This is a genomic window from Rickettsia monacensis (assembly GCF_000499665.2).
GTDB lineage: Bacteria > Pseudomonadota > Alphaproteobacteria > Rickettsiales > Rickettsiaceae > Rickettsia > Rickettsia tamurae.
The window spans coordinates 19,129-40,206 of the sequence record NZ_LN794217.1 but is presented as its reverse complement, the minus strand read 5'-3'; the positions used below and the strand labels follow the sequence as shown (position 1 = coordinate 40,206).

Genomic DNA, 21,078 nt, shown 5'->3' with positions numbered 1-21,078 from the left:
TATGATGATAAGGGGTTTATTTCAGAAAAAATGTTTACAAAACTTTATAAGCAAGGTTTAATAAAAATTACCGGAATAAGAAAGGATATGAAAAACTATTTATTACCTCTTTTGGATAAAATCCTTTTAAGGAAGAGATTCATTATCGAAACCATTTTTGGCTACATAAAAGAGAATTTTAATATTACTCCTTCCAGACATCGATCACCTATTAATTTTTTTACTTCTCTATTCTCTGCTCTTATTGCTTACCAACTTAAACCTAATAAACCATGTATTTCTTATCCATAATCGGGGTTACTTACCAACTTCCATAATTTATCTCTTCAAATAAAAAAAATTCTTGCCGATTCCTCGATGACTTGCGTATAGTACTTGTCATATCACGTTTTAAAGAAAGGAGCATATTATGACAATAAGACAAATGGTAAAGCCGGTAATTATAGGTATATCCGGTCCTGAATTAACCGATGCCGAAAGAGAATTATTTGAAGAGCATAATCCTTTAGGTGTAATTTTATTCCGTCGTAATATTAGAAAGAATGATAACGGTGAGCAGGATAAAGAAGTCCTTATTAAGCTTATTGCAGATATAAAAGAAGTATTAGGGGAAAATACTATCATCTCTATAGATCAAGAGGGTGGTAGGGTAAAAAGGCTCATAGCACCGACTTTTTATGACGCTCTGGCTGCTCAAACTTTCGTTGATGTACAACAGTGCAAACAAAACTATAGCAATATAGGCAAAGAGCTAAGAGAAGTAGGCATTAATCTAGATTTTGCACCGGTAGCGGATTTGATCCACGAAGGAGCAGACAAGATAGTCGGAGATAGAAGTTTTGGCTCAGAGCCGGAAGTAGTCGTACCTTTATGTTTAGCTGCTATAGACGGATTACAAGAAGAGAGAGTCGCAGCTTGCATTAAGCATATTCCTGGTCATGGTAGAGCTACGGTGGATAGCCATAAAAAATTACCGATTGTCGATGCTGGTATAGAAGAGTTAGAAAAAACAGATTTTAAAGTATTTAAGGAGCTAGCGAAGTACGATAATATTAAGCTTGCTATGACTGCACATATAATTTACAAAGCTCTTGATCCAAACAACCCCGCAACTCTATCCAGAATAGTTATCGATTATATTAAAAATAATATTGGTTTTAAAGGGCTTATTATTTCCGATGCAATAGATATGAAAGCTTTAAGCGGTAGTATGGCAGATATTACCAAAGGAGTTTTAGATGCAGGCATAGATATAGTGCTTGAATGTACCGGAGAATTTAACAAAATGTCTGAAGTTTTAGGGAGTGTTTCGGAAGGTTCTATAGATAAATTTTCTGACTTGTTTATTGCTGAATGCTATTATTTATTTAATGTCATACCGCGGCTTGACCGCGGTATCTTAGGACACAGTCTGTGATGCAAGATCCCGTGGTCGTAGCCACGCGGGATGACAACGGAACTGCACAACGGCAGGTATTTAGCCGTAAAATGGCTATTAAGGAGCTTATTCAATTAATCTAAGTTAAAATTAATTAAACAATTATATTGAAAAAATTTATTTTTACTATTAATCTGTTTTTTAATTTTTAGTTAAAGAATTAAATGAATAGTATTATGAACAGTCTTGTGGATTTAAGTTCTAAAAGCTATAGGTAATATTTACTAAGAATAAAGATCCATAGTAAGTAGGTACATACTATGCTAATATATATGTTATAAATAATAAAATAAATTATGGCAAGCAGTTACAGTTACGATTTAAGAATGAAACTATTCAAAGCTCTAGATGATGGGCTCTCAATTGTTAAAGCATGTAAAATATTCAATATAGGTCGTAACACTATATATAGATGGAAAACTCTTAAATGGGAAACAGGAAAAAGCAAAACCTTATGGTCCAGCAAAGGGTTATAATGCAAAAATAAATCTCAAAGAATTTGAAGAATTAATTATCTAATAATCATGATAAAACAGCTAAAGAATTAAGTATTATACTAGGTAATAGATTACAAAGAACTAGAATAAATTACTATAGAAAACTACTAGGCTACACTTATAAAAAAAAGTCATCTTCATCCCAAAAGGGATATTGGTTTAAGGAATGAATTTATAGAAAAGATACAGCAAATTTCTAAAGAAACTCTAGTATTCATTGATGAGTCAGGAATAGAAGATAATGTTTGTAGAGAATATGGATGGAGTATAAAAGGTACTAGATGTTATGGAAACAAAGTGTATCAACATAAATCCAGGATCAGTATGATAGCGGGGCTTCGTAATAATCAAATTATAGCGCCAGTAATATTTGAAGGAAATTGTAATAAAGAAATATTTACAACCTATGTAGAGACTATATTAACTAAAGAATTACATCCTGGACAAACAGTAATTATGGATAATATCAACTTCCATAAGAATAATATAATAAGAGAATTAATCGAGTCGGTTGGGTGCAGAATTTTATTCTTACCTACATATAGCCCAGACTTAAATCCTATAGAACATTATTGGTTTAAGATTAAGAACGAAATAAGAAAAGTTACGGGGCAATTCAAAGATATCAGTATGGCTGTAGAACACGTACTAAAGTTTATTTAACTGTACCTTTTCCTATGGTCTAGCTATATATAGAATTTTAGTTAGCAGGAGGTGATTTGATTTGTGATATTATTAATCTGCTTAAAGAAGATTTAAATAAAGCAGATATAGAAAATGAGATATATATGCGTCTTAAAGAACCTTATTCTGTTTTAAAAAAGATGAAAAGGAAAAAAGTGCTGATTGATGCATTGAAAGACTTAATTGCATGTAGGATTATAGTTAAATCTAAAGCTCTATGCTATAATCCTTTGGACGTAGTTAAGAGTTCTCCGCATTTAGATTGGTTATACACCAAAGATTATATCAATAGACCAAAAAGCAACGGCTATCAGTCTCTTCATAATATAATGCAGCTTTTACACTCTAAGCGTAATTTTGAAATACAGATAAGAAGTGAAGATATGCATAAAGATGCCGAATTTGGTAGAGCGGCTCATTTAAATTACAAAGAAGAACAAGACCTTTATTTGAAAAAAGTTTTTGACGTTACTAATGACACGATACTTTCTAAAGCACGTCAAATGGTGAAACAATTTGAAGGATTAGAAGAGCAAATTGTAGAATATGAAAAAGAAGTTATGCGTATTTGGCATACTAAATACGACGAAATGCTCAAATGGGAAAATACTGTTGAAGTGCTAATATTTAACGAAGAGTAGTTTTCTCGTCATTGCGAGCAGGCATTGCCAGTGTAACACCGCCTCGTCATTGCGAGCGACCGTAGGGAGCATGGCAATCTCGTTAAATATCCTGAGATTGCTTCGTCGAAATTTGCAGTTTCTCCTCGCAATGACGGATAAGCCGATCCATGCAACAAGGTCTATGGCTGCTCGCAATGACAACCCCGAGACCACGGAATGATATAGTTGTGATAAAAATATAACATTATATTAAAACTTTACAAAAAAACTACGGCGATACTTGTAATTATATACAATATATAGTATACTCAGCCCGTAGTTTAGAAACTATTGAAACAAAATATTGGGTTATTTCCTTATCAAATGTGGGATATCTTGACTCACGTTTGATAAGTTTGTTTTAATACTAAGATACTAAATTTTAACTTAAATATGGGAAAAAATTATGGCTCAAAAACCAAATTTTCTAAAAAAATTAATTTCCGCAGGATTGGTAACTGCTTCTACAGCTGCCATAGTGGCCGGTTTTGCAGGCTCAGCTATGGGTGCTTTATTAGCTACTAATGGTAATACAGCTCTTAATGCTCCTGCTAACTGGAATCCAGCACAGGCTCCTGCTACTGGTGATACTCTTAGAATTGCTAATAATGGTGATCGAGTTACCTTAGATTCTGTAGGGTTTAACGTAGCTGCTCTCATAATCGATACAGGTGGTAATGCAGAAGCTGTAACATTAAGTAAATCATTAAACATTGGTTCTATCGTAGGAGTAGCAGGGGCTGATTTAGCTAATATTACTGTCAATCAAGCAGGTCAAGTCTTAACTTTAACAGGTACACAAGGTCTAGGTGCTGCGGCTAATCAAGTCAATATTTATAGTGGTTTAGGTGCAATCGATTTCGCTAATCTTGCTTTCACATTAAACTTTAATCCTGCAGATACTACTAACGGTATTATACTTGGTGCTAATGCTAAGATTGCTAATGCAGCTAACGCTGGTGCTGTTTTAAATGTCACTAATGCCGGTAGCGGCATTGGTAACCAAGCTAAAGGTTTAGAAGTACAGGATAATAGTTTTGTTGCTGTTAAAACTCTTAATGTTAACGATGGAAGCCTTTTACGTTTTAATTCAAATTCTGATGGAGCAGGTAATGTTAATTTAACATTACAAAACGGTGGTAATGTTATAAATCTTCAAGGTAGCGGTACATTGCATCTTCTTGCTAAAGCAGGTGGTAACGGTAATGCTGCCAATTTTTTTGTCCTTAATGGTACTACACTTGGTGGCGGTGCAGGTGACGGTGGAGATAATAATGGTATAATACATTTTGATACTACAGCTGTAGTTGGTACATTTGGTACTACTGCTCCAGGTCTTACTGCAGTAGTTGGTACAAATAATGCAAATCGTGCTCAGCAATTTATTGTTACTGCTGTCGGTGGAAATAATGCTACAATTACAAACCAAATTTTTGCTAAAAATGTAACAGTTAACGGTGGTACTAGTACTTTCCAACAACAAGTTGATGTAGGTAACGGTGGTAGTACAACTTTCAAAGCAGCTTCTACAACTACAATGACTATTTCTTCAACACTTGGTGCTGTTGATTTTGGTAATACTGCCTCACAAATTATAGTTGCTGCTGCTAATGCTCCGACTCTTACAGGTAATTTTACAGGTGATGCGAGCAATGCCGGTAACACTGCAGGTGTAATAACTTTCCTCGGTGCCGGTACTTTAAACAGTGCCGATGCAAATACTCCGGTGACAAATAAGATTACGGCAATCGAAGCTAGTGCTGCTGGGATTGTTAATTTATCAGGAACACATACTGCCGAGTTACGTTTAGGAAATGCCGGTTCTATCTTTAAACTTGCCGATGGTACAGTTATCACCGGTAATGTTAACCAAACTGCTCTTATTGGCGGTGCTCTTGCCGGTGGTGCTATTCAGTTAGATGGAAGTGCTACAATTACCGGTGATATAGGTAATGGTGGTGGTAATGCTGTGTTACAAGGGATTACTTTAGCTGATGATGCTTCAAAAACATTAACACTTGGTGGAGCAAATATTATCGGTGCTAATGTCGGTGGAATGATTGATTTCCAAGCTAACGGTGGTACTATTAAATTAACAAGTACTCAAAATAATATTTTAGTTGGTTTTAATTTAGCTATAAATACTGATCAAACAGGCGTTGTTGATGCGAGTAGCCTAACAAATGCTCAAACTTTAACTATTAGAGGTGGTATCGGTACTATTGGAGCTAATAATAAAACTCTTGGACAATTTAATATCGGCTCAAGTAAAACAGTTTTAAATGGCGGTGATGTTGCTATTAACGAGTTAGTTATTGGAAATAACGGTTCAGTACAATTCGCTCATAATACTTACTTAATAACAAAAACTACAAATGCTGCAAATCAAGGTAAAATAATATTTAATCCTCTTGTAGCTAATAGTACAACTCTTGCAGCCGGTACAAAATTAGGTAGCGCTGCAAAGCCACTTGCAGAGATTAATTTTGCACCTGCTATAAACACTATATTAAATGTAGGTCAAGGTGTTAATTTATACGCCACTAACATTACTACTGCTGTTGCTGACATGGGTTCTTTCAGCTTTAAGGCAGGTGGAACAAATATAGTAAGAGGTACAGTCGGTGGACAGCAAGGTAATAAGCTTAATACTGTAACATTAGATAACGGTACTACTGCTAAGTTCTTAGGTAACGCAACATTTAGCGGTGGAACTACAATTGAAAATAATTCTACCTTACAAATCGGTGGTAACTATACTGCGGACTTTGTCGCATCTGCCGATGGTACCGGTATAGTAGAATTCGTTAACACCGGTCCTATTACCGTAACATTAAACAAACAAGCTGTACCTGTTAATGCTTTAAAACAAATAACATTTTCCGGTCCCGGTAACATAGTGATTAATGAGATAGGTAATGCAGGTAATGAGCATGGTGCGGTGACTGATACAATTTCTTTTGAAAATGCAAGTTTAGGTGCAGTTTTATTCTTACCTAGCGGCATCCCATTCAACAATGCAGTCAACCAAGTCCCTTTAACAATTAAAAGTACCGTAGGTAATGGTCCAGCAGGTAACTTTAATGTTCCTGTTGTATTCGTATCAGGTGTGGATAGTGTAATCGCTGACGGTCAAGTAATCGGTGATCAAAATAATATTGTAGGTCTAGGTCTTGGAAGCGATAATGGTATTGCTGTTAATGCTACTACATTATATGCAGTTATAAGAACTACAAAAAATAATCAAGGTACTGTAATTCTTAGCGGCGGTATTCCTAATACCCCTGGTACGATTTATGGCTTAGGTATAGAGAATGGTACTCTAAAGTTAAAGCAAGTAACGTTTACTACAAACTATAACAACTTAGGTAGTATTATTGCAACTAACGCAATAATTAATGACGGTGTAACTGTTACTACAGGCGGTATAGCCGGAACAGATTTCGACGGTAAAATTACTCTTGGAAGTGTTAACGGTAACGCTAATGTAAGATTTGCTGACGGTACATTTTCTGATTCTACAAGTATGATTGTTACTACTAAAGCTAATAGCGGTACCGTAACTTATTTAGGTGATGCGTATGTTGGTAATATAGGTGCTTCAGATACTCCTGTAGCTTCTGTTAAGTTTACAGGTAATGATAATGGTGCAGGATTACAAGGAAATATTTATTCACAAGTCACAGACTTTGGTACTTATAACTTAGGTGTTTTAAATTCTAATGTAATTTTAGGCGGCGGTACTACTGCTATTAACGGTGAAATCGATCTTGATACAAATATCTTAACATTTGCAAGCGGTACTTCAACATGGGGAAGTAATACTTCTATTGAAACTACTTTAACAGTAGCAAACGGTAATATAGGTCACATCGTTATCGCGGAAGGTGCTCAAGTTAATGCAACAACTACAGGAACAACAACCATTAACGTACAAGATAATACCAATGCAAATTTCAGTGGTACACAAACTTATACTTTAATTCAAGGTGGTGCTAGATTTAACGGTACTTTAGGAGGTCCTAACTTTGCTGTAACCGGAAATAATCGTTTCGTAAAATACGGTTTAATACGTGATGCTAACCAAGATTATGTAATAACACGTACTAACAATGCAGCAAATGTAGTTACTAATGATATTGCAGGTAGCCAATTTGCAGGTGCACCGGGTGTAGGTCAGAACGTTACAACATTTGTAAATGCAACTAATACTGCAGCATATAATAATCTTCTTTTAGCTAAAAATAGTGCTGATTCTGCTAACTTTGTCGGAGCTATCGTTACCGGTACAAGTGCGGCCGTAACTAATGTACAATTAGATGTATCAAAAGATATCCAAGCTCAACTTGGTAACAGATTAGGTGCTCTTAGATATTTAGGTACTCCTGAAACTGCTGAAATGGCTGGACCTGAAGCTGGAGCAGTACCGGCTGCGGTCGCTGCAGGTGACGAGGCTGTTGATAATGTAGCTTACGGTATATGGGCAAAATCTTTCTATACTGATGCACATCAAAGTAAGAAAGGCGGTTTAGCTGGTTATAAAGCTAAAACCACCGGTGTCGTAATCGGTTTAGATACGCTAGCTAACGATAACTTAATGATCGGTGCTGCTATCGGTATCACTAAAACTGATATAAAACACCAAGATTATAAGAAAGGTGATAAAACTAACGTTAACGGTTTCTCATTCTCTCTATATGGTGCCCAGCAGCTTGTTGAGAATTTCTTTGCTCAAGGTAGTGCAATATTTAGCTTAAACCAAGTGAAGAACAAAAGTCAGCGTTACTTCTTCGATGCTAACGGTAATATGAGCAAGCAAATTGCTGCTGGTAATTACGATAACATGACATTCGGCGGTAACTTAACAGTCGGTTATGATTACAATGCAATGCAAGGTGTGTTAGTAACTCCAATGGCAGGACTTAGCTACTTAAAGTCTTCTGACGAAAACTACAAAGAAACTGGTACAACAGTTGCAAACAAGCAAGTTAACAGCAAGTTTAGCGATAGAACCGATTTAATAGTAGGTGCTAAAGTAGTCGGCGGTACTATGAACATAACTGATCTTGCGGTATATCCGGAAGCTCACGCTTTTGTGGTTCACAAAGTAAACGGTAGATTATCTAAAACTCAGTCTGTGTTAGACGGACAAGTTACTCCGTTCATCAGCCAGCCTGACAGAACCGCTAAAACATCTTATAATTTAGGTTTAAGTGCAAGCATAAGATCTGATGCTAAGATGGAATACGGAATCGGTTACGATGCTCAGATTGCAAGTAAATATACTGCACATCAAGGTACTCTAAAAGTCCGTGTAAACTTCTAATCGCTCCCAATTAGCAAGTTTATAAGTTCCTCAAGAAAAAAGCTCTCTTTGAAAAAAAAGGGCTTTTTTTTATTCTATATCCCAATTTTTGTTTATCCTCGTAGAGCATTGTTGCGTGGATACCGAGTCGTCATTGCGAGCAACCGTAGACCTTGTTGCATGGATCGGTGCAGCTTGCTAGAATGTACGCTTATGAAAATAAATTGTAAAAGTAAAGAATTGATCTGACAGTTAAGGATTGTTGGGTACGAAGAAAAAAGATAAGATAGTACCTGGCAAGTTTTAACAACCTACTAAAAAGGAGACTGTCAGATGACAACATATCAAGAAAAAATCATAAAGCCAAGAATCGGTTTATTAAAACTCGCTGAACAATTAGGGAATGTATCACAAGCTTGCAAAGTAATGGGTTATAGCAGGGATACATTTTATCGTTACAAAGAGCTCCATGATCAAGGTGGGGAAGGGGGAAGCTCTATATGAGATGACTAGACGTAAAGCTTGCATTAAGAATCGTGTGCCCGCAAATATAGAGGATGCTGTAGTTAATATAGCTGTTGAATTTCCAGCATTTGGTCAGGAACGTGCTGCTAATGAATTACGCAAGAGTGGGATAATCATTTCTGGTGGCGGAGTTAGATCTGTGTGGTTACGTCATGATTTAGAAAGTTTCAAAAAACGTCTAAAAGCTCTAGAGACTAAAGTAGCAAATGATGGTATTGTTTTAAGTGATAATCAACTTGCTGTTCTTGAAAAAGTTAAAAACCAACGTGAAGCTAGTGGTGAAATAGAAACTATGCACCCTGGCTACCTTGGTTCACAAGATACTTACTATGTTGGTAATATTAAAGGCATAGGCCGTATTTATCAGCAAACTTTTGTCGATACCTATTGAGGAGTAGCTATTTGTAAACTCTATACCGAAAAGACGGCTATTACAGCTGCAGACCACTTAAATGATAAGGTTATTCCATTCTTTGCAAACCATGATATCCCTCTGCTTAGAATATTAACTGATAGAGGTACGGAATATTGTGGAAAACCAGAAAACCATGCTTACCAACTATATCTTGGCATTGAGAATATCGATCATTCCAAAACTAAAGCATATAGTCCTCAAACCAACGGTATCTGTGAGCGTTTCCATAAAACTATGCAGGAAGAGTGCTATCACATTCTATTCCGCAAAAAATTTTATAATTCACTTGATGAATTGCAAACAGATATAGATAACTGGCTTGTGAGTTACAATAATGCAAGACCTCATTCCGGTAAACATTGCTTTGGTAAAACACCAATGCAATCTTTTACAGATTCACTTTATATTGCTAAAGATAAAAATATTGGTAATATTGGTAATATAGATAAAAATATTGGTAATATAGAGAGAATATCAGACAATTTGATGATTGCCCATCAAGCTGCCTGATTACTCAACTCTGTCAGATTAAGTCGTAACTTGTACAATTAAAATTCTCTTTTATGTAGCCAAAAATGGTTTCGATAATGAATCTCTTCCTTAAAAGGATTTTATCCAAAAGAGGTAATAAATAGTTTTTCATATCCTTTCTTATTCCGGTAATTTTTATTAAACCTTGCTTATAAAGTTTTGTAAACATTTTTTCTGAAATAAACCCCTTATCATCATAACACTTACCTTTTAGACCTTTTTGATAACCATTGCTTCAAATGCAATTCTGTCATCAACATTACCTTTGGTAATTTTAACAGCAATAATTTCTCCCTTATCATTGATTATCATATGAAGCTTGAATCCAAAAAACCAATCGACAGAACTACGTCCCATTTTTGCAAGATTATTAAAAGTTCTGTTAGAATTAATTCTGATATTTTTACATACTGCAAAATGTGTGGAATCTGCATAATAAATTCCCGTTCTTTTCCCACTTAAGTAATGTAACATCACAATCAATGGCAGAAATAATGAAGGAATAAGCTGAACAAATCTCTCATAACAAGGTGGATTCCTGAACAAATTACCATTAATAATAAAGTTTTGGTAATAAGCTTTTAAATGTTTATATGCACTAAAATGGTAAAAATCATTATTGAGAGTTCTTCACTTAAGGAAAGCTTACCTTCTCTAAATCTTTGCTTATTACTTTTCAGCAATTGATGTTTTACCCATTTCTCATAAATTTTACAAAATTTATCTACTATACAAAATATTGTAGTATATTTACACATGTTATTAAACCTTTATTTTACTCCTTCAGTGCCCTATTTATATAAGGTTTAATAACTCTTGCAACCTTCCTTCCTCTCTATTCCTTATCCATAATCGGGGTTAACATAATCAAAGCAAACGCTTTCACTATAAGCCGGAAGCTGTATTACTTGCAAAAAATATATTGGAAAATAAAAATCCGGAATTAACAAGTTTTTTGACTCAAGAATTTGGAGGTTATCCGATTCTCGTAGTTCAAGGAGCACAAATATTAAATCAAATACAAGGTTTGAACTTAGAAGAATACAAGAAAAAGATAAAAGCCTCTAAGGATAAAATTGAGCTAAATATAAACTTGTTAGCAATGAATTAAAGCCTAGTGCCAAGAGATTACTAGATGGGATAGCATTGCTTAATAATCAAAGTTTTTCAAAAGAATTATTAAATTCTATTACTGAAGATAAGAATAGTCTAGACGATGATATTTATCAGCTTTCTAAATTTGCTTTGATCTCTAATATTGAGCCTAATGAAGTTAATCCGATATTTGAAATGCATGATGTTATAGCTGAAAAAATATTACAAATAAATGGAGATAAAGGAAATAAAGAATATCTTGAACGTAGTGTTACTAATCTTTTAAGTTCTATACCTAAAAGTTTATAAAGGGGCGTATTTTTAGAAATGCTAAAACTATATCGGATAATATTGAAATAATTACAAAAAATGCAGAAAAATACGATATATCGATTTATTAATACAATATGCTAATTCTTCCGATTTATATAACTCAAAAAAAATTAGTAAATTGGTTTGATAAAAACGAATATAAAATTTTAGAGTTAAAATTAAATCAAAAAGGTAAATTTAAATTATGGACAATGAATAATGAAGAAAAATTTGCTTATGCTGCATATTTAGGACGCATAGGATGGTATTATAGAACTTGGTCGGATCCTAAAAAAAGCAATTGAATATGATACGAAAGCTAAGCAGGTATTTGATGAAGTGAAAGGATATGATTCCATAAAATGTAATGTAGTTTTCGGTTCGGCTATATCCAATATTCAGCTAGGAAATCTAGAAGAAGCAGAAAAAATATCCAAATGATGGAAGATATGTTCAATCAAAATCTAGTAGATATAACTGATACGGCAACTATATATTATGCAAAATCTAAATTGTTTAGTATTCAAGGTAAAAATTATGAGGCCTTGAGAAGAATTGACGATATTGTAAATGCTTGTATCGAAAACGGCATGAAACCTCAAGATTTATTTCTTACCGGTTCATATCTCATTAAAGTAGATGTATTAAATAATCTTAAGAAACATCAGGAATCTCTTTCTTTATTAGAACAAATGATATGAATAAATCGAGTAAAAAAGAGGAAAATTAAGTATTTGGACGAATTTTTACTCAAAAATCAAGAGCAAAGCTAGGTTTAGGTGATGTTACCGAAGCTCTAGAATACGCTAAAAAAGCTAAAGCAATTTTTCTTAATGATCCAACTAGACCTAACAAAGAGATTATTATATCACCGGATATAGATTTGGCAAAAACGTTTGTTGCTGAAGGGGATGCACTAGTGTTACTTAATCAAAATGAGGAGGCGGTAGATGCTTATGCTACTGCTGAAAATATATATTGGAATAACTATAAAGAAAATATGAAAAATGTGTATGAAATAAGTAATATGTATCTTGCATGCAGCCGCTAAAGCTAGTTGCACTTTACCTAAGAAATTTTGGTATGAAAAATTCTGTAATAATCAAATAGAAAAATTCGGAGCTGATCATCCGAATAGTATAAAAATTTTAAACCTTAAATGTGATGGTTCACATTAGTTAGTGTTGTTGTGTGAATTCATTTTAAAATACTAAAATTGTTAGTATTTTAAGTTGTTTTTCTAGATACCGTGGTCAAGCCACGGTATGACACCGAACGCGTTTTTTGATCCATGCAACAAAATATCACATTAGCTAGAATTTTTTCTGATTAGTGCAATAAAAAAGCCGGAAGCGGTGAGAATAATTCCAAGCCAAATAAAGCTCATCATTGGCTTGTAATATATTTTAGCATGGATTATATCGCCGTCTATATTACTTAAAACTGCGTAAAGATCATATGATAAGTAAGAGTATATATCGCTTTCTTGCGATAAACTCTTTTCAACTATATAAAGCCTATTTTCCGGTTTTAATATAGTTATATTACGGCTATCATCCTCAAGCCAAAATTCAGCGATTTGTCTATAATAATTTTTACCTTGAGCAAACTTAATATTTTGCAATGTTACTTTAAATTCGTTAAAAGTTTTACTTGTTCCTACTCTGCCGGTAAAATCCATTTCGCTTTGTAATAATGCATTCATAGTGATACTAAAGCTAATTAGTGCAAAACCGAAATGCCCAAGTATCATACTAGCGTTACTTGCTTTAAGTCTATTTCTAAAATAATTAGTTTTAACCAAAAGATAATGAACATTATGAAGCATAAGAAATATAGATGCGATTATAGTTAAAATCGATATAACACTAAATGTTACTTTTAATGATATTAAATAAGTAATTATTAGAGATAATATTAGAATTATAATATGTTTTTTAATAGAGATTCTGGTAGTAAATAATCCTATGGTACCAAGAATAGGGATAACGAATATAATAAAATTATTAACAAAAAATGTTTCACTAATAATAATAGGTTTATCGTCGAATAAAGAGTAAATTGGTGGATAAAGTGTGGCAGCTATTAGTACGATAAGGCTAAGTAGGAAGAATATATTACCGAGGAGTATGGCTTTTTCTATTGCTGTCATCCCACGGCTTGACCGCGGGATCCAAAAAACAATTGATAATACTTTTAACTGGATCCCGCGGTCAAGCCGTGGGATGACACACAATCCTCCAATCCCCATAATCAAAAATATTCCAAGCAAGTATATTCCTCTCTCAGGTGAGAATGCAAAAGAGTGAATTGAGGTAATAAAACCGGAACGTACTAAAAAAGTACTAAATATTACCAACAAAAAAGTAATGATAGATAAAATTATCGTCCAACTTTGCATGCGTCCGGTTTTTGTCGTTACAATTATAGAATGATGGAGCATAATTCCGGATAACCAAGGAAATAGCGAAATATTCTCTACCGGATCAAAAAACCAAAATCCGTCCCAGCCGAGTTCTCTATATGCCCACCAAGAACCAAGGCTAATGCCGATAGTAGTAAATAAGATACCGATATTGGAAAATGTTTTGAGAAGATGTATAAGTGTCATACCGTGGCTTGACCGCGGTATCTCAGGACGCAATCTGTGGTACAAGGTCCCGTGGTCAAGCCACGGGATGACAGTGGTCAGTAACATAGCACAAACAATAGTAAAAGGTACTACATAGCTAACATAGCCTAAATAAAGCAGAGGAGGGTGGATGCTCAAAGCAATATCTTGTAGCATCGGGTTTAAGCCTAACCCTTCTTTAGGAACGAAAGAAAACACGTTAAAAGGATTGGAGGTAAAGTAAATAAAACTGCTAAAAAATAGTTGTATGGCTGATAATATGATAATAGATAAAAATTTAAGCCGGTTATCTTCAAGTAAAAATATATAACAGCAACTAACGATTTGTAATATACAAAACCATAATAACATTGAGCCTTCGTGGCTCGACCAACTACCGGCTATTTTATATATTAAAGGTTTTAAAGTACTGGAATTTAAGAAAACATTTTGTAGTGAAAAGTCAGAGATAATAAAAGCATAGACTAGGGTAAAAAAGGCAAGTATAGCACATGAGGCAGCTATGTAGAAGTAAATGTCATTCCCGCGTAGGCGGGAATCCAGAAAAAATAATTTTACTATTGGTAAAGAAGTTATTTTTTTTGTAAAATAAACATATAAAAAATTAAATTTTTTATATGTTATACTGGATTCCCGCCTACGCGGGAATGACAATAGTACCGACATTCCACTTAAGCACATCGTTGTTAGCAGTAAAAAATTACCGATTTCACTCACTGCTTATTGTTTCCTCGGTAGTAGGTAATACGGTAATTTTTACGCTATCAATCTTATTGGCAATTTTCTTTAAAATAATTACCTTTAAATTAAATATTTCAATTACTTCCCTTTGATTTGGAATTCTAGCAATTTTATGGATTATTAATCCTGCTATAGTGTTTGCATCCTCATCCGATAAATTCCAATCAAGTTCTCGGTTAATATCTCTAATAGTCGTAGTTCCTTTTATAATGAACTCGGTATTAGACTTCTTGATAATTTCATTATTAAGTCTATCATGTTCATCAGTAATGGGTCCTACGATTTCTTCTATAACATCTTCAAGAGTAATAATACCTAGTAGAGTACCATACTCATCTACAACACAAGCAAAATGATTATTACGTTCTCTAAATGCATGTAGCTGGTCTACTACAAGTGCATTCTCAGGGATAAACCAAGGTGGAGTTAGAAGTTTATTAATATCAACTTTTTTTGCATCATTATTATTTTCGTATAATGCTTTAAGCAAATCTTTTAGATTGAGAATCCCTATTATATTATCTCTATTATCTTGCCACAAAGGTATACGTGTATGAGCCCCCGATAATAAAGTTTTAATTATTACTTCATGAGGTAAGTCGATATTAAGGGCTATAATACTGCTTCTGTGAGTCATAATTTCCGATACCGTCATATTACGTATATCTAGTATCCCGCCGAGCATATTACGATCGGATTTATAAACTCCGCCTTCTTGATGGTAATGCTCAATCACGCCTCTTACTTCTTCCGTTCCTGATATTTGAGGATTTAAATTAATACGAAATATGAAGCAAAATATTTTTGTAATGTAATCAAGAGCAATATTAATAGGTTTGAAAAGCTTTAAAAATATTACGATAGTTGAAGCCATTTTTAATGCTAATTGCTCAGGTTTAGCAACGGCTATTGCTTTCGGTACTACTTCGGCAAAAACAATAATTATAAAAGCCATAACGCCGGAAGCAACAATGGGACCATTATCTCCAAGAAAGCTAATAAAGAGAGTAGTAGCAATAGTGGTACAAACAGTATTGATTAAACTATTACCTATTAATAAAGTTCCTATGATCTTTTCTTTTTTCTTAAGAACCTCTAAAACTGTTTTAGCACGCTTATTACCGGCGATTTTAAGCTTATGAATCTTCCCTGGGGAAGAAGCGGTAATAGCAGTTTCGGTAGCGGCAAATAAAGCAGATAAGGCAATCATTATTATAATAACGATCACAAGTATGGTAGTCATTCTTTGTTAAAATATAAATTAACTATAAGTAATTATATTAGGAATTATAGCCAATTGCAAATTATTTACATAATATATACAAGTCATATAAATTTAGGAAGCTTTCATATTATTTCCGATATTGCCAAAGTTTTTGGCATTGATCTTATTACGGCAGAAAAATTAAAGGTTCTCTACAGTAATGCAATATTATCTTCGTTTGATAAAGATTCTATTATTAATTTAGAAGATTTGCAAATTGACAGTCTTTATAATCTTAATGCAGCAATTACTATTTATAAGCTTACTGAAATAATCGGACCAAGGAAGAGATATTATCAATGGTAAAAGCTGAATATGATAAAGCAACAAAGGGATAACCGCTAGCGTCTCGAACTATCATTACCGGTGGCGGGTCAATGCTTAGAGGTGTTAAAGAACTGGCAAATAAAATTTTTGAGCAACAAGTTCGTATCGGTAAACCGGAAATTATTGACGGCTTTGCTGTAAAAGTAAAGAATTGATCTGACAGTTAAGGATTGTTGGGTACGAAGAAAAAAGATAAGATAGTACCTGGCAAGTTTTAACAACCTACTAAAAAGGAGACTGTCAGATGACAACATATCAAGAAAAAATCATAAAGCCAAGAATCGGTTTATTAAAACTCGCTGAACAATTAGGGAATGTATCACAAGCTTGCAAAGTAATGGGTTATAGCAGGGATACATTTTATCGTTACAAAGAGCTCCATGATCAAGGTGGGGAGGGGGGAAGCTCTATATGAGATGACTAGACGTAAAGCTTGCATTAAGAATCGTGTGCCCGCAAATATAGAGGATGCTGTAGTTAATATAGCTGTTGAATTTCCAGCATTTGGTCAGGAACGTGCTGCTAATGAATTACGCAAAAGTGGGATAATCATTTCTGGTGGCGGAGTTAGATCTGTGTGGTTACGTCATGATTTAGAAAGTTTCAAAAAACGTCTAAAAGCTCTAGAGACTAAAGTAGCAAATGATGGTATTGTTTTAAGTGATAATCAACTTGCTGTTCTTGAAAAAGTTAAAAACCAACGTGAAGCTAGTGGTGAAATAGAAACTATGCACCCTGGCTACCTTGGTTCACAAGATACTTACTATGTTGGTAATATTAAAGGCATAGGCCGTATTTATCAGCAAACTTTTGTCGATACCTATTGAGGAGTAGCTATTTGTAAACTCTATACCGAAAAGACGGCTATTACAGCTGCAGACCACTTAAATGATAAGGTTATTCCATTCTTTGCAAACCATGATATCCCTCTGCTTAGAATATTAACTGATAGAGGTACGGAATATTGTGGAAAACCAGAAAACCATGCTTACCAACTATATCTTGGCATTGAGAATATCGATCATTCCAAAACTAAAGCATATAGTCCTCAAACCAACGGTATCTGTGAGCGTTTCCATAAAACTATGCAGGAAGAGTGCTATCACATTCTATTCCGCAAAAAATTTTATAATTCACTTGATGAATTGCAAACAGATATAGATAACTGGCTTGTGAGTTACAATAATGCAAGACCTCATTCCGGTAAACATTGCTTTGGTAAAACACCAATGCAATCTTTTACAGATTCACTTTATATTGCTAAAGATAAAAATATTGGTAATATTGGTAATATAGATAAAAATATTGGTAATATAGAGAGAATATCAGACAATTTGATGATTGCCCATCAAGCTGCCTGATTACTCAACTCTGTCAGATTAAGTCGTAACTTGTACAGCTTTGCTGAAGACTTATAATCCCACTATCTACTCGACCGTTATCGGTATGTTAAAAATTCATGCCTTAAAACAATAGCACGAATCTTTTCATGTTGGATTAAACGAAAATACCAGCTTTCTCAAAAAAACTTTTCATTTAGCTTAAGGAGAATATTTAGTGCTGGTATGTATAATAATTGATTTATACGTAAGTGCATTTAAAATTATTTATTACCTAAATCATTTTTTATGCAATTTCTTTTGTAGTAGTTTTTTAATAGTTTGAGCATCAAGATTATTTGGGTCTAATTCTAATGCTTTATTTATTTCTATAAGTGCTTCCGTATATCTTCCTAAATCACATAATGCAAAAGCTTTAAACGAATATAGCCATAGGGTTAGTATTATCTAATGCAATAGCTTTTCAAACGTCTTTAAAGCTTCTTTGTGTTTACCTAATTTATTTAACTCGTTTCCTTCTATTAAAGCATTAAGAGCTTCTTCCTTCTTTAATTTATATTCTCCTTTATCGGTTAATATAATATCTTGAGGAAATTTTTGCTCTAATGCTTTATATTTATCAAATGCTTCACTAGCTAACTTGTATTCACCTAATTTTTCTAAAATCATAAATTTTAACCAGTAATATTTAGAATTTTTAGGATCTAGGTTGATAGCGTTATTGCTTGCTTTTAAAGCTAATTTATTTTCGCCTAATTTAAAATAATACTTTTAACAAAATATGCATGATGGTTATTAGGCTCTAGCTCTATAGCTTTATCAATCTCTTTAAGAGCTAAATCAAATTTACTCATTCCAAACAAATTATCAGCTTTAGAAAGATATTTATTAGCCAATGATTGAGTTGTAAAAGTTAATAGAAAAATTGCAAGTAAATATTTTAAAAAGTTTTTCATATATCATAGCTCTTTCTTGTAACTTCTAGTAATATTCTCTACATGTTCCAAAATCTTTTCAGCAGCTTCGAAAGGTGATAAGTCACTAACGTCAAGTTTTAGCGGATTAGGATGGGATATATTTATTAAAGAGTCTACAATTGTTTAAAATAAGTTTTAATGTCTAAGTTGATTACTGCCTTTGCTCTCTTGTTGCTGTTTACTAGTCCAACGATTAGATAATTGAGTTTTAGCTTGCCGCTCTTGCTGTTTATCGATAACGACCTGTGCATGCTTTTCTCTTAACTCCGGTCCTTTATTCAAAGCTTCGCTCTCAGTAAGAATTGGCTTGCCGCTTGCTTTTCTAATCATAGTCTCCACGGAGTAAGGACCACAATCAAAATTATTATTTTGCTGCTTGATTTGTTCATCAATAACAAGCGGAGGTTTTTTATTTTCAAATGCTTTATTTATTGTATCAGGTAATATATTATTATTACTACCTATAGGATGCCCGAAAGAATCATTAAAAGTTATAATAGTTTGATTATCTTCTTTACTATGAGTCATAAATAAATTACACCAATGTCCGGTACCCATCTCTATCGGTATCACTGCACATTCTTTCCCATTTTCTTGTATATCTTTAGCAGCTCTATTTAAAATATCTGTGTTAATTTTTTGTTTAGATTCTGCTTCTTTTAATAGTGCATTACTCTGTTTTTCACGTTCCTCATCCGGTAGAGTAATTATTTTTTCTCTAGCCTCAAGGTCTTTTAAAACGTTGTTTCGTTCTACTTCCGGAGCATCTTTAAACATTGCTTTTGTCTCTTGAATTTCTGCTAAGGCTCTCTCTTTCTCTTCGCCTTTTATGGTAAGCTCTCTAAGCATTTCTTCCTTAACTACTGTATTTGTTAAAGTTATAGCCGGTTGTATTGAAACTTTTTTGTCATCTAACGCTGCCGTCAAGATATTTACAATATCATTTTCAGTATACCAATATTCAGGTTTTTTTATGTTATTTAGATCTTCTTGTGAAAGATCATATTTAAAATCATTAATATTAATATTATTACTTGGATTATCATGGTGCAAAGTAGTACTAGCAGCCCTCATCGCTTTATAGTCTTGTTCTGTCATACCAAATAGCTTATCTTGCTGCTTTTGACTTGAACCTATAACCGGAGAGCTTTTAGAAACGTGTTGTTGCGGTTGAGTTATAGAAGATGCAACAGTAGTTAGTGATTCTTCTGTTATTGTCGGCTTTGCTTCCGTAGTTGGAGTTACTTGAGTTTTAAGTTCTTCTTTTTTGTCGAATATTGCTTCTTTAAAACTAGTTACTATATCTTTAAAATAGTTAAAAACTCTTCTAAAAAAACCTTGCGGTTGTGGTTGGTTTTCTTTTGGAGGTTCATATGATGTTGTTTGTTCTACTTGTATATCCTTAGGGCTATCATTCATAACTTTCTTTGTATTAAAATTAAAGTCAATAGGATTTATCTCAGCTTTACCTAAATCTTTTTGAAATTGCCTGGATATTTGTGATACATATTTTTTAAAATTTTCAGCAGCATTATTTGGATCTTTTAAGATTTCATTAATTTCGAGTTTCAATCCGTAAATTTGATCTTCAGAGGTAATACCGAATTTAGCAGTGATGAGATTTGTTGCTTCGTCTGCAGAAAGAGGCCAAGTTTCTATAATCACTCTACCGCCTTGATTTTTAGCATTTTTTATTATTTTATCTAACTTTTCTTTATTAGGTATTGTACCGGAAAGTAATTGATCAATTTTACGATCATATACAAGATTGTTAAAAACAGATGTTACTAAACTTATATCCGTAATTGTAGTGGTTTTATCTTTTGGTACTATACCATCGGCTATAGCTAAATTTTGATCTGCTTCATTTGTAAAAAAAACATGATCAACTTTTTCCATAATTTGCTTCCAATAAGCTTTTAGTTCAGAATTTTGGGGTAATGAATTATATTGATCAAAAGTAATAGTAGTTTTTATATTTAAATTTTGTGAATTAATTAAATCTTGTACCCGAAAAATTGGTTTTACATTATTATTATTAAGTTGAATATTAAAAATCGGTGTTTTGCCCTTTTCGCGGGATTCTTGTAAGATCTCCGAAAAAATACGTTCTTTATCTGATATATGTGATGCTTTATTAACTTCTAGCCGGATAATAGGCAGTTTATTTTGAGTTTCCTGCTTGTTTATTTTCTCTAATATCCAATCTTTATCTCCGAATAAAAGAGTAAATATAATAGGCTCAGCCATTACTAACCTTTATTAAAAGAATATTAGATTCTGTGAAAATTTCTAAAAAGATTTAATTTTGGCTCTTTTTTGCTGCAAATTAT

At 33.5% G+C, this 21,078-nt stretch carries 16 protein-coding genes and 5 pseudogenes; 13 read left to right on the top strand and 8 right to left on the bottom strand.

Features of this window, described 5'->3' with window-relative positions; genetic code table 11:
- Nucleotides 1-30: 30 nt before the first annotated feature.
- The 7 genes and pseudogenes from RMONA_RS10690 to RMONA_RS00155 all read left to right on the top strand — a co-directional run bounded on the left by RMONA_RS10690 (nucleotide 31) and on the right by RMONA_RS00155 (nucleotide 10,036).
- Entirely contained in the window at nucleotides 31-291 is a 261-nt protein-coding gene (locus tag RMONA_RS10690) for a transposase (RefSeq protein WP_023507102.1), read from the top strand.
- Nucleotides 292-297: 6 nt separating this feature from the next.
- Nucleotides 298-372: pseudogene (locus RMONA_RS11595) on the top strand (MerR family transcriptional regulator); the annotation flags it as partial.
- Nucleotides 373-409: 37 nt separating this feature from the next.
- A complete protein-coding gene (locus RMONA_RS00175) occupies nucleotides 410-1,417 on the top strand; it encodes a glycoside hydrolase family 3 N-terminal domain-containing protein (protein ID WP_023507101.1) in 1,008 nt (335 codons plus the stop codon).
- 317 nt (nucleotides 1,418-1,734) lie between these two features.
- Nucleotides 1,735-2,598, top strand: a pseudogene (locus tag RMONA_RS07560) (IS630 family transposase).
- Between the two features lie 56 nt (nucleotides 2,599-2,654).
- Entirely contained in the window at nucleotides 2,655-3,260 is a 606-nt protein-coding gene (locus RMONA_RS00165) for a GTP pyrophosphokinase (protein WP_023507098.1), read from the top strand.
- Nucleotides 3,261-3,687: 427 nt separating this feature from the next.
- Complete coding sequence (gene ompB / locus RMONA_RS00160; RefSeq protein ID WP_023507097.1) at nucleotides 3,688-8,607, top strand: outer membrane protein OmpB; 4,920 nt, start codon at nucleotides 3,688-3,690, stop codon at nucleotides 8,605-8,607.
- Between the two features lie 312 nt (nucleotides 8,608-8,919).
- Nucleotides 8,920-10,036, top strand: a pseudogene (locus tag RMONA_RS00155) (IS481 family transposase).
- 13 nt (nucleotides 10,037-10,049) lie between these two features.
- Here the strand turns inward: RMONA_RS00155 and RMONA_RS07555 are convergent.
- Both RMONA_RS07555 and RMONA_RS00150 read right to left on the bottom strand, forming a co-directional pair.
- Nucleotides 10,050-10,226, bottom strand: coding sequence for a transposase (locus RMONA_RS07555; protein WP_242402797.1), 177 nt, complete (start codon nucleotides 10,224-10,226; stop codon nucleotides 10,050-10,052).
- A gap of 41 nt (nucleotides 10,227-10,267) precedes the next feature.
- Nucleotides 10,268-10,531: a transposase gene (locus RMONA_RS00150; protein ID WP_023507103.1), complete on the bottom strand. Its 264-nt coding sequence runs from the start codon at nucleotides 10,529-10,531 to the stop codon at nucleotides 10,268-10,270.
- Nucleotides 10,532-10,979: 448 nt separating this feature from the next.
- Between RMONA_RS00150 and RMONA_RS00145 the strand changes: the two genes are divergently transcribed.
- From RMONA_RS00145 to RMONA_RS00130, 4 genes are all read left to right on the top strand, one after another.
- Nucleotides 10,980-11,168, top strand: a complete 189-nt coding sequence (locus tag RMONA_RS00145; RefSeq protein ID WP_037230837.1) for a hypothetical protein — start codon at nucleotides 10,980-10,982, stop codon at nucleotides 11,166-11,168.
- A gap of 35 nt (nucleotides 11,169-11,203) precedes the next feature.
- Nucleotides 11,204-11,461, top strand: a complete 258-nt coding sequence (locus tag RMONA_RS09890) for a hypothetical protein (RefSeq protein WP_023507095.1) — start codon at nucleotides 11,204-11,206, stop codon at nucleotides 11,459-11,461.
- A 98-nt stretch (nucleotides 11,462-11,559) separates the two neighbouring features.
- Entirely contained in the window at nucleotides 11,560-11,769 is a 210-nt protein-coding gene (locus RMONA_RS00135) for a hypothetical protein (RefSeq protein ID WP_023507094.1), read from the top strand.
- A gap of 144 nt (nucleotides 11,770-11,913) precedes the next feature.
- Nucleotides 11,914-12,165 (top strand): hypothetical protein, encoded by a 252-nt coding sequence (locus RMONA_RS00130; protein WP_242402817.1) that lies wholly within the window; start codon nucleotides 11,914-11,916, stop codon nucleotides 12,163-12,165.
- A 608-nt stretch (nucleotides 12,166-12,773) separates the two neighbouring features.
- Here the strand turns inward: RMONA_RS00130 and RMONA_RS00125 are convergent.
- Together RMONA_RS00125 and RMONA_RS00120 are read right to left on the bottom strand one after the other, a co-directional pair.
- On the bottom strand, nucleotides 12,774-14,813 hold the full coding sequence (locus tag RMONA_RS00125; protein ID WP_023507091.1) for a heme lyase CcmF/NrfE family subunit: 2,040 nt from the start codon (nucleotides 14,811-14,813) through the stop codon (nucleotides 12,774-12,776).
- Nucleotides 14,806-16,080 carry an HlyC/CorC family transporter gene (locus RMONA_RS00120; RefSeq protein WP_023507090.1) on the bottom strand — a complete coding sequence of 425 codons (1,275 nt, stop codon included), beginning with the start codon at nucleotides 16,078-16,080 and terminating at the stop codon, nucleotides 14,806-14,808. The genes RMONA_RS00125 and RMONA_RS00120 overlap by 8 nt, the downstream gene beginning before the upstream one ends.
- Before the next feature lie 69 nt (nucleotides 16,081-16,149).
- On the opposite strand from RMONA_RS00120, the pseudogene RMONA_RS09885 reads away from it, so the two are divergent.
- A pseudogene (locus RMONA_RS09885) lies at nucleotides 16,150-16,562 on the top strand (cell division FtsA domain-containing protein); the annotation flags it as partial.
- Between the two features lie 110 nt (nucleotides 16,563-16,672).
- A pseudogene (locus RMONA_RS00110) lies at nucleotides 16,673-17,789 on the top strand (IS481 family transposase).
- A gap of 258 nt (nucleotides 17,790-18,047) precedes the next feature.
- On the opposite strand, the gene RMONA_RS11330 reads toward RMONA_RS00110, so the two are convergent.
- The 4 genes from RMONA_RS11330 to RMONA_RS09875 form a co-directional block, all read right to left on the bottom strand.
- Entirely contained in the window at nucleotides 18,048-18,212 is a 165-nt protein-coding gene (locus RMONA_RS11330; protein ID WP_410526363.1) for a tetratricopeptide repeat protein, read from the bottom strand.
- A 3-nt stretch (nucleotides 18,213-18,215) separates the two neighbouring features.
- Nucleotides 18,216-18,437: a tetratricopeptide repeat protein gene (locus tag RMONA_RS00105; RefSeq protein ID WP_008579419.1), complete on the bottom strand. Its 222-nt coding sequence runs from the start codon at nucleotides 18,435-18,437 to the stop codon at nucleotides 18,216-18,218.
- Nucleotides 18,438-18,520: 83 nt separating this feature from the next.
- Nucleotides 18,521-18,724, bottom strand: a complete 204-nt coding sequence (locus tag RMONA_RS00100; protein WP_023507085.1) for a hypothetical protein — start codon at nucleotides 18,722-18,724, stop codon at nucleotides 18,521-18,523.
- Nucleotides 18,725-18,880: 156 nt separating this feature from the next.
- Nucleotides 18,881-20,995, bottom strand: a complete 2,115-nt coding sequence (locus RMONA_RS09875) for a Ulp1 family isopeptidase (RefSeq protein WP_023507084.1) — start codon at nucleotides 20,993-20,995, stop codon at nucleotides 18,881-18,883.
- Nucleotides 20,996-21,078: the final 83 nt, after the last annotated feature.

Bases quoted from the DNA above. Each gene is read 5' to 3' on its own strand.
- RMONA_RS10690 (WP_023507102.1), top strand. From the start codon at position 31: ATGTTTACAAAACTTTATAAGCAAGGTTTAATAAAAATTACCGGAATA.
- RMONA_RS00175 (WP_023507101.1), top strand. From the start codon at position 410: ATGACAATAAGACAAATGGTAAAGCCGGTAATTATAGGTATATCCGGT.
- ompB (WP_023507097.1), top strand. From the start codon at position 3,688: ATGGCTCAAAAACCAAATTTTCTAAAAAAATTAATTTCCGCAGGATTG.
- RMONA_RS07555 (WP_242402797.1), bottom strand. From the start codon at position 10,226: ATGTTTACAAAACTTTATAAGCAAGGTTTAATAAAAATTACCGGAATA.
- RMONA_RS00150 (WP_023507103.1), bottom strand. From the start codon at position 10,531: ATGTTACATTACTTAAGTGGGAAAAGAACGGGAATTTATTATGCAGAT.
- RMONA_RS00135 (WP_023507094.1), top strand. From the start codon at position 11,560: ATGCTAATTCTTCCGATTTATATAACTCAAAAAAAATTAGTAAATTGG.
- RMONA_RS00130 (WP_242402817.1), top strand. From the start codon at position 11,914: ATGTTCAATCAAAATCTAGTAGATATAACTGATACGGCAACTATATAT.
- RMONA_RS00120 (WP_023507090.1), bottom strand. From the start codon at position 16,080: ATGACTACCATACTTGTGATCGTTATTATAATAATGATTGCCTTATCT.
- RMONA_RS00105 (WP_008579419.1), bottom strand. From the start codon at position 18,437: ATGATTTTAGAAAAATTAGGTGAATACAAGTTAGCTAGTGAAGCATTT.
- RMONA_RS00100 (WP_023507085.1), bottom strand. From the start codon at position 18,724: ATGAAAAACTTTTTAAAATATTTACTTGCAATTTTTCTATTAACTTTT.
- RMONA_RS09875 (WP_023507084.1), bottom strand. From the start codon at position 20,995: ATGGCTGAGCCTATTATATTTACTCTTTTATTCGGAGATAAAGATTGG.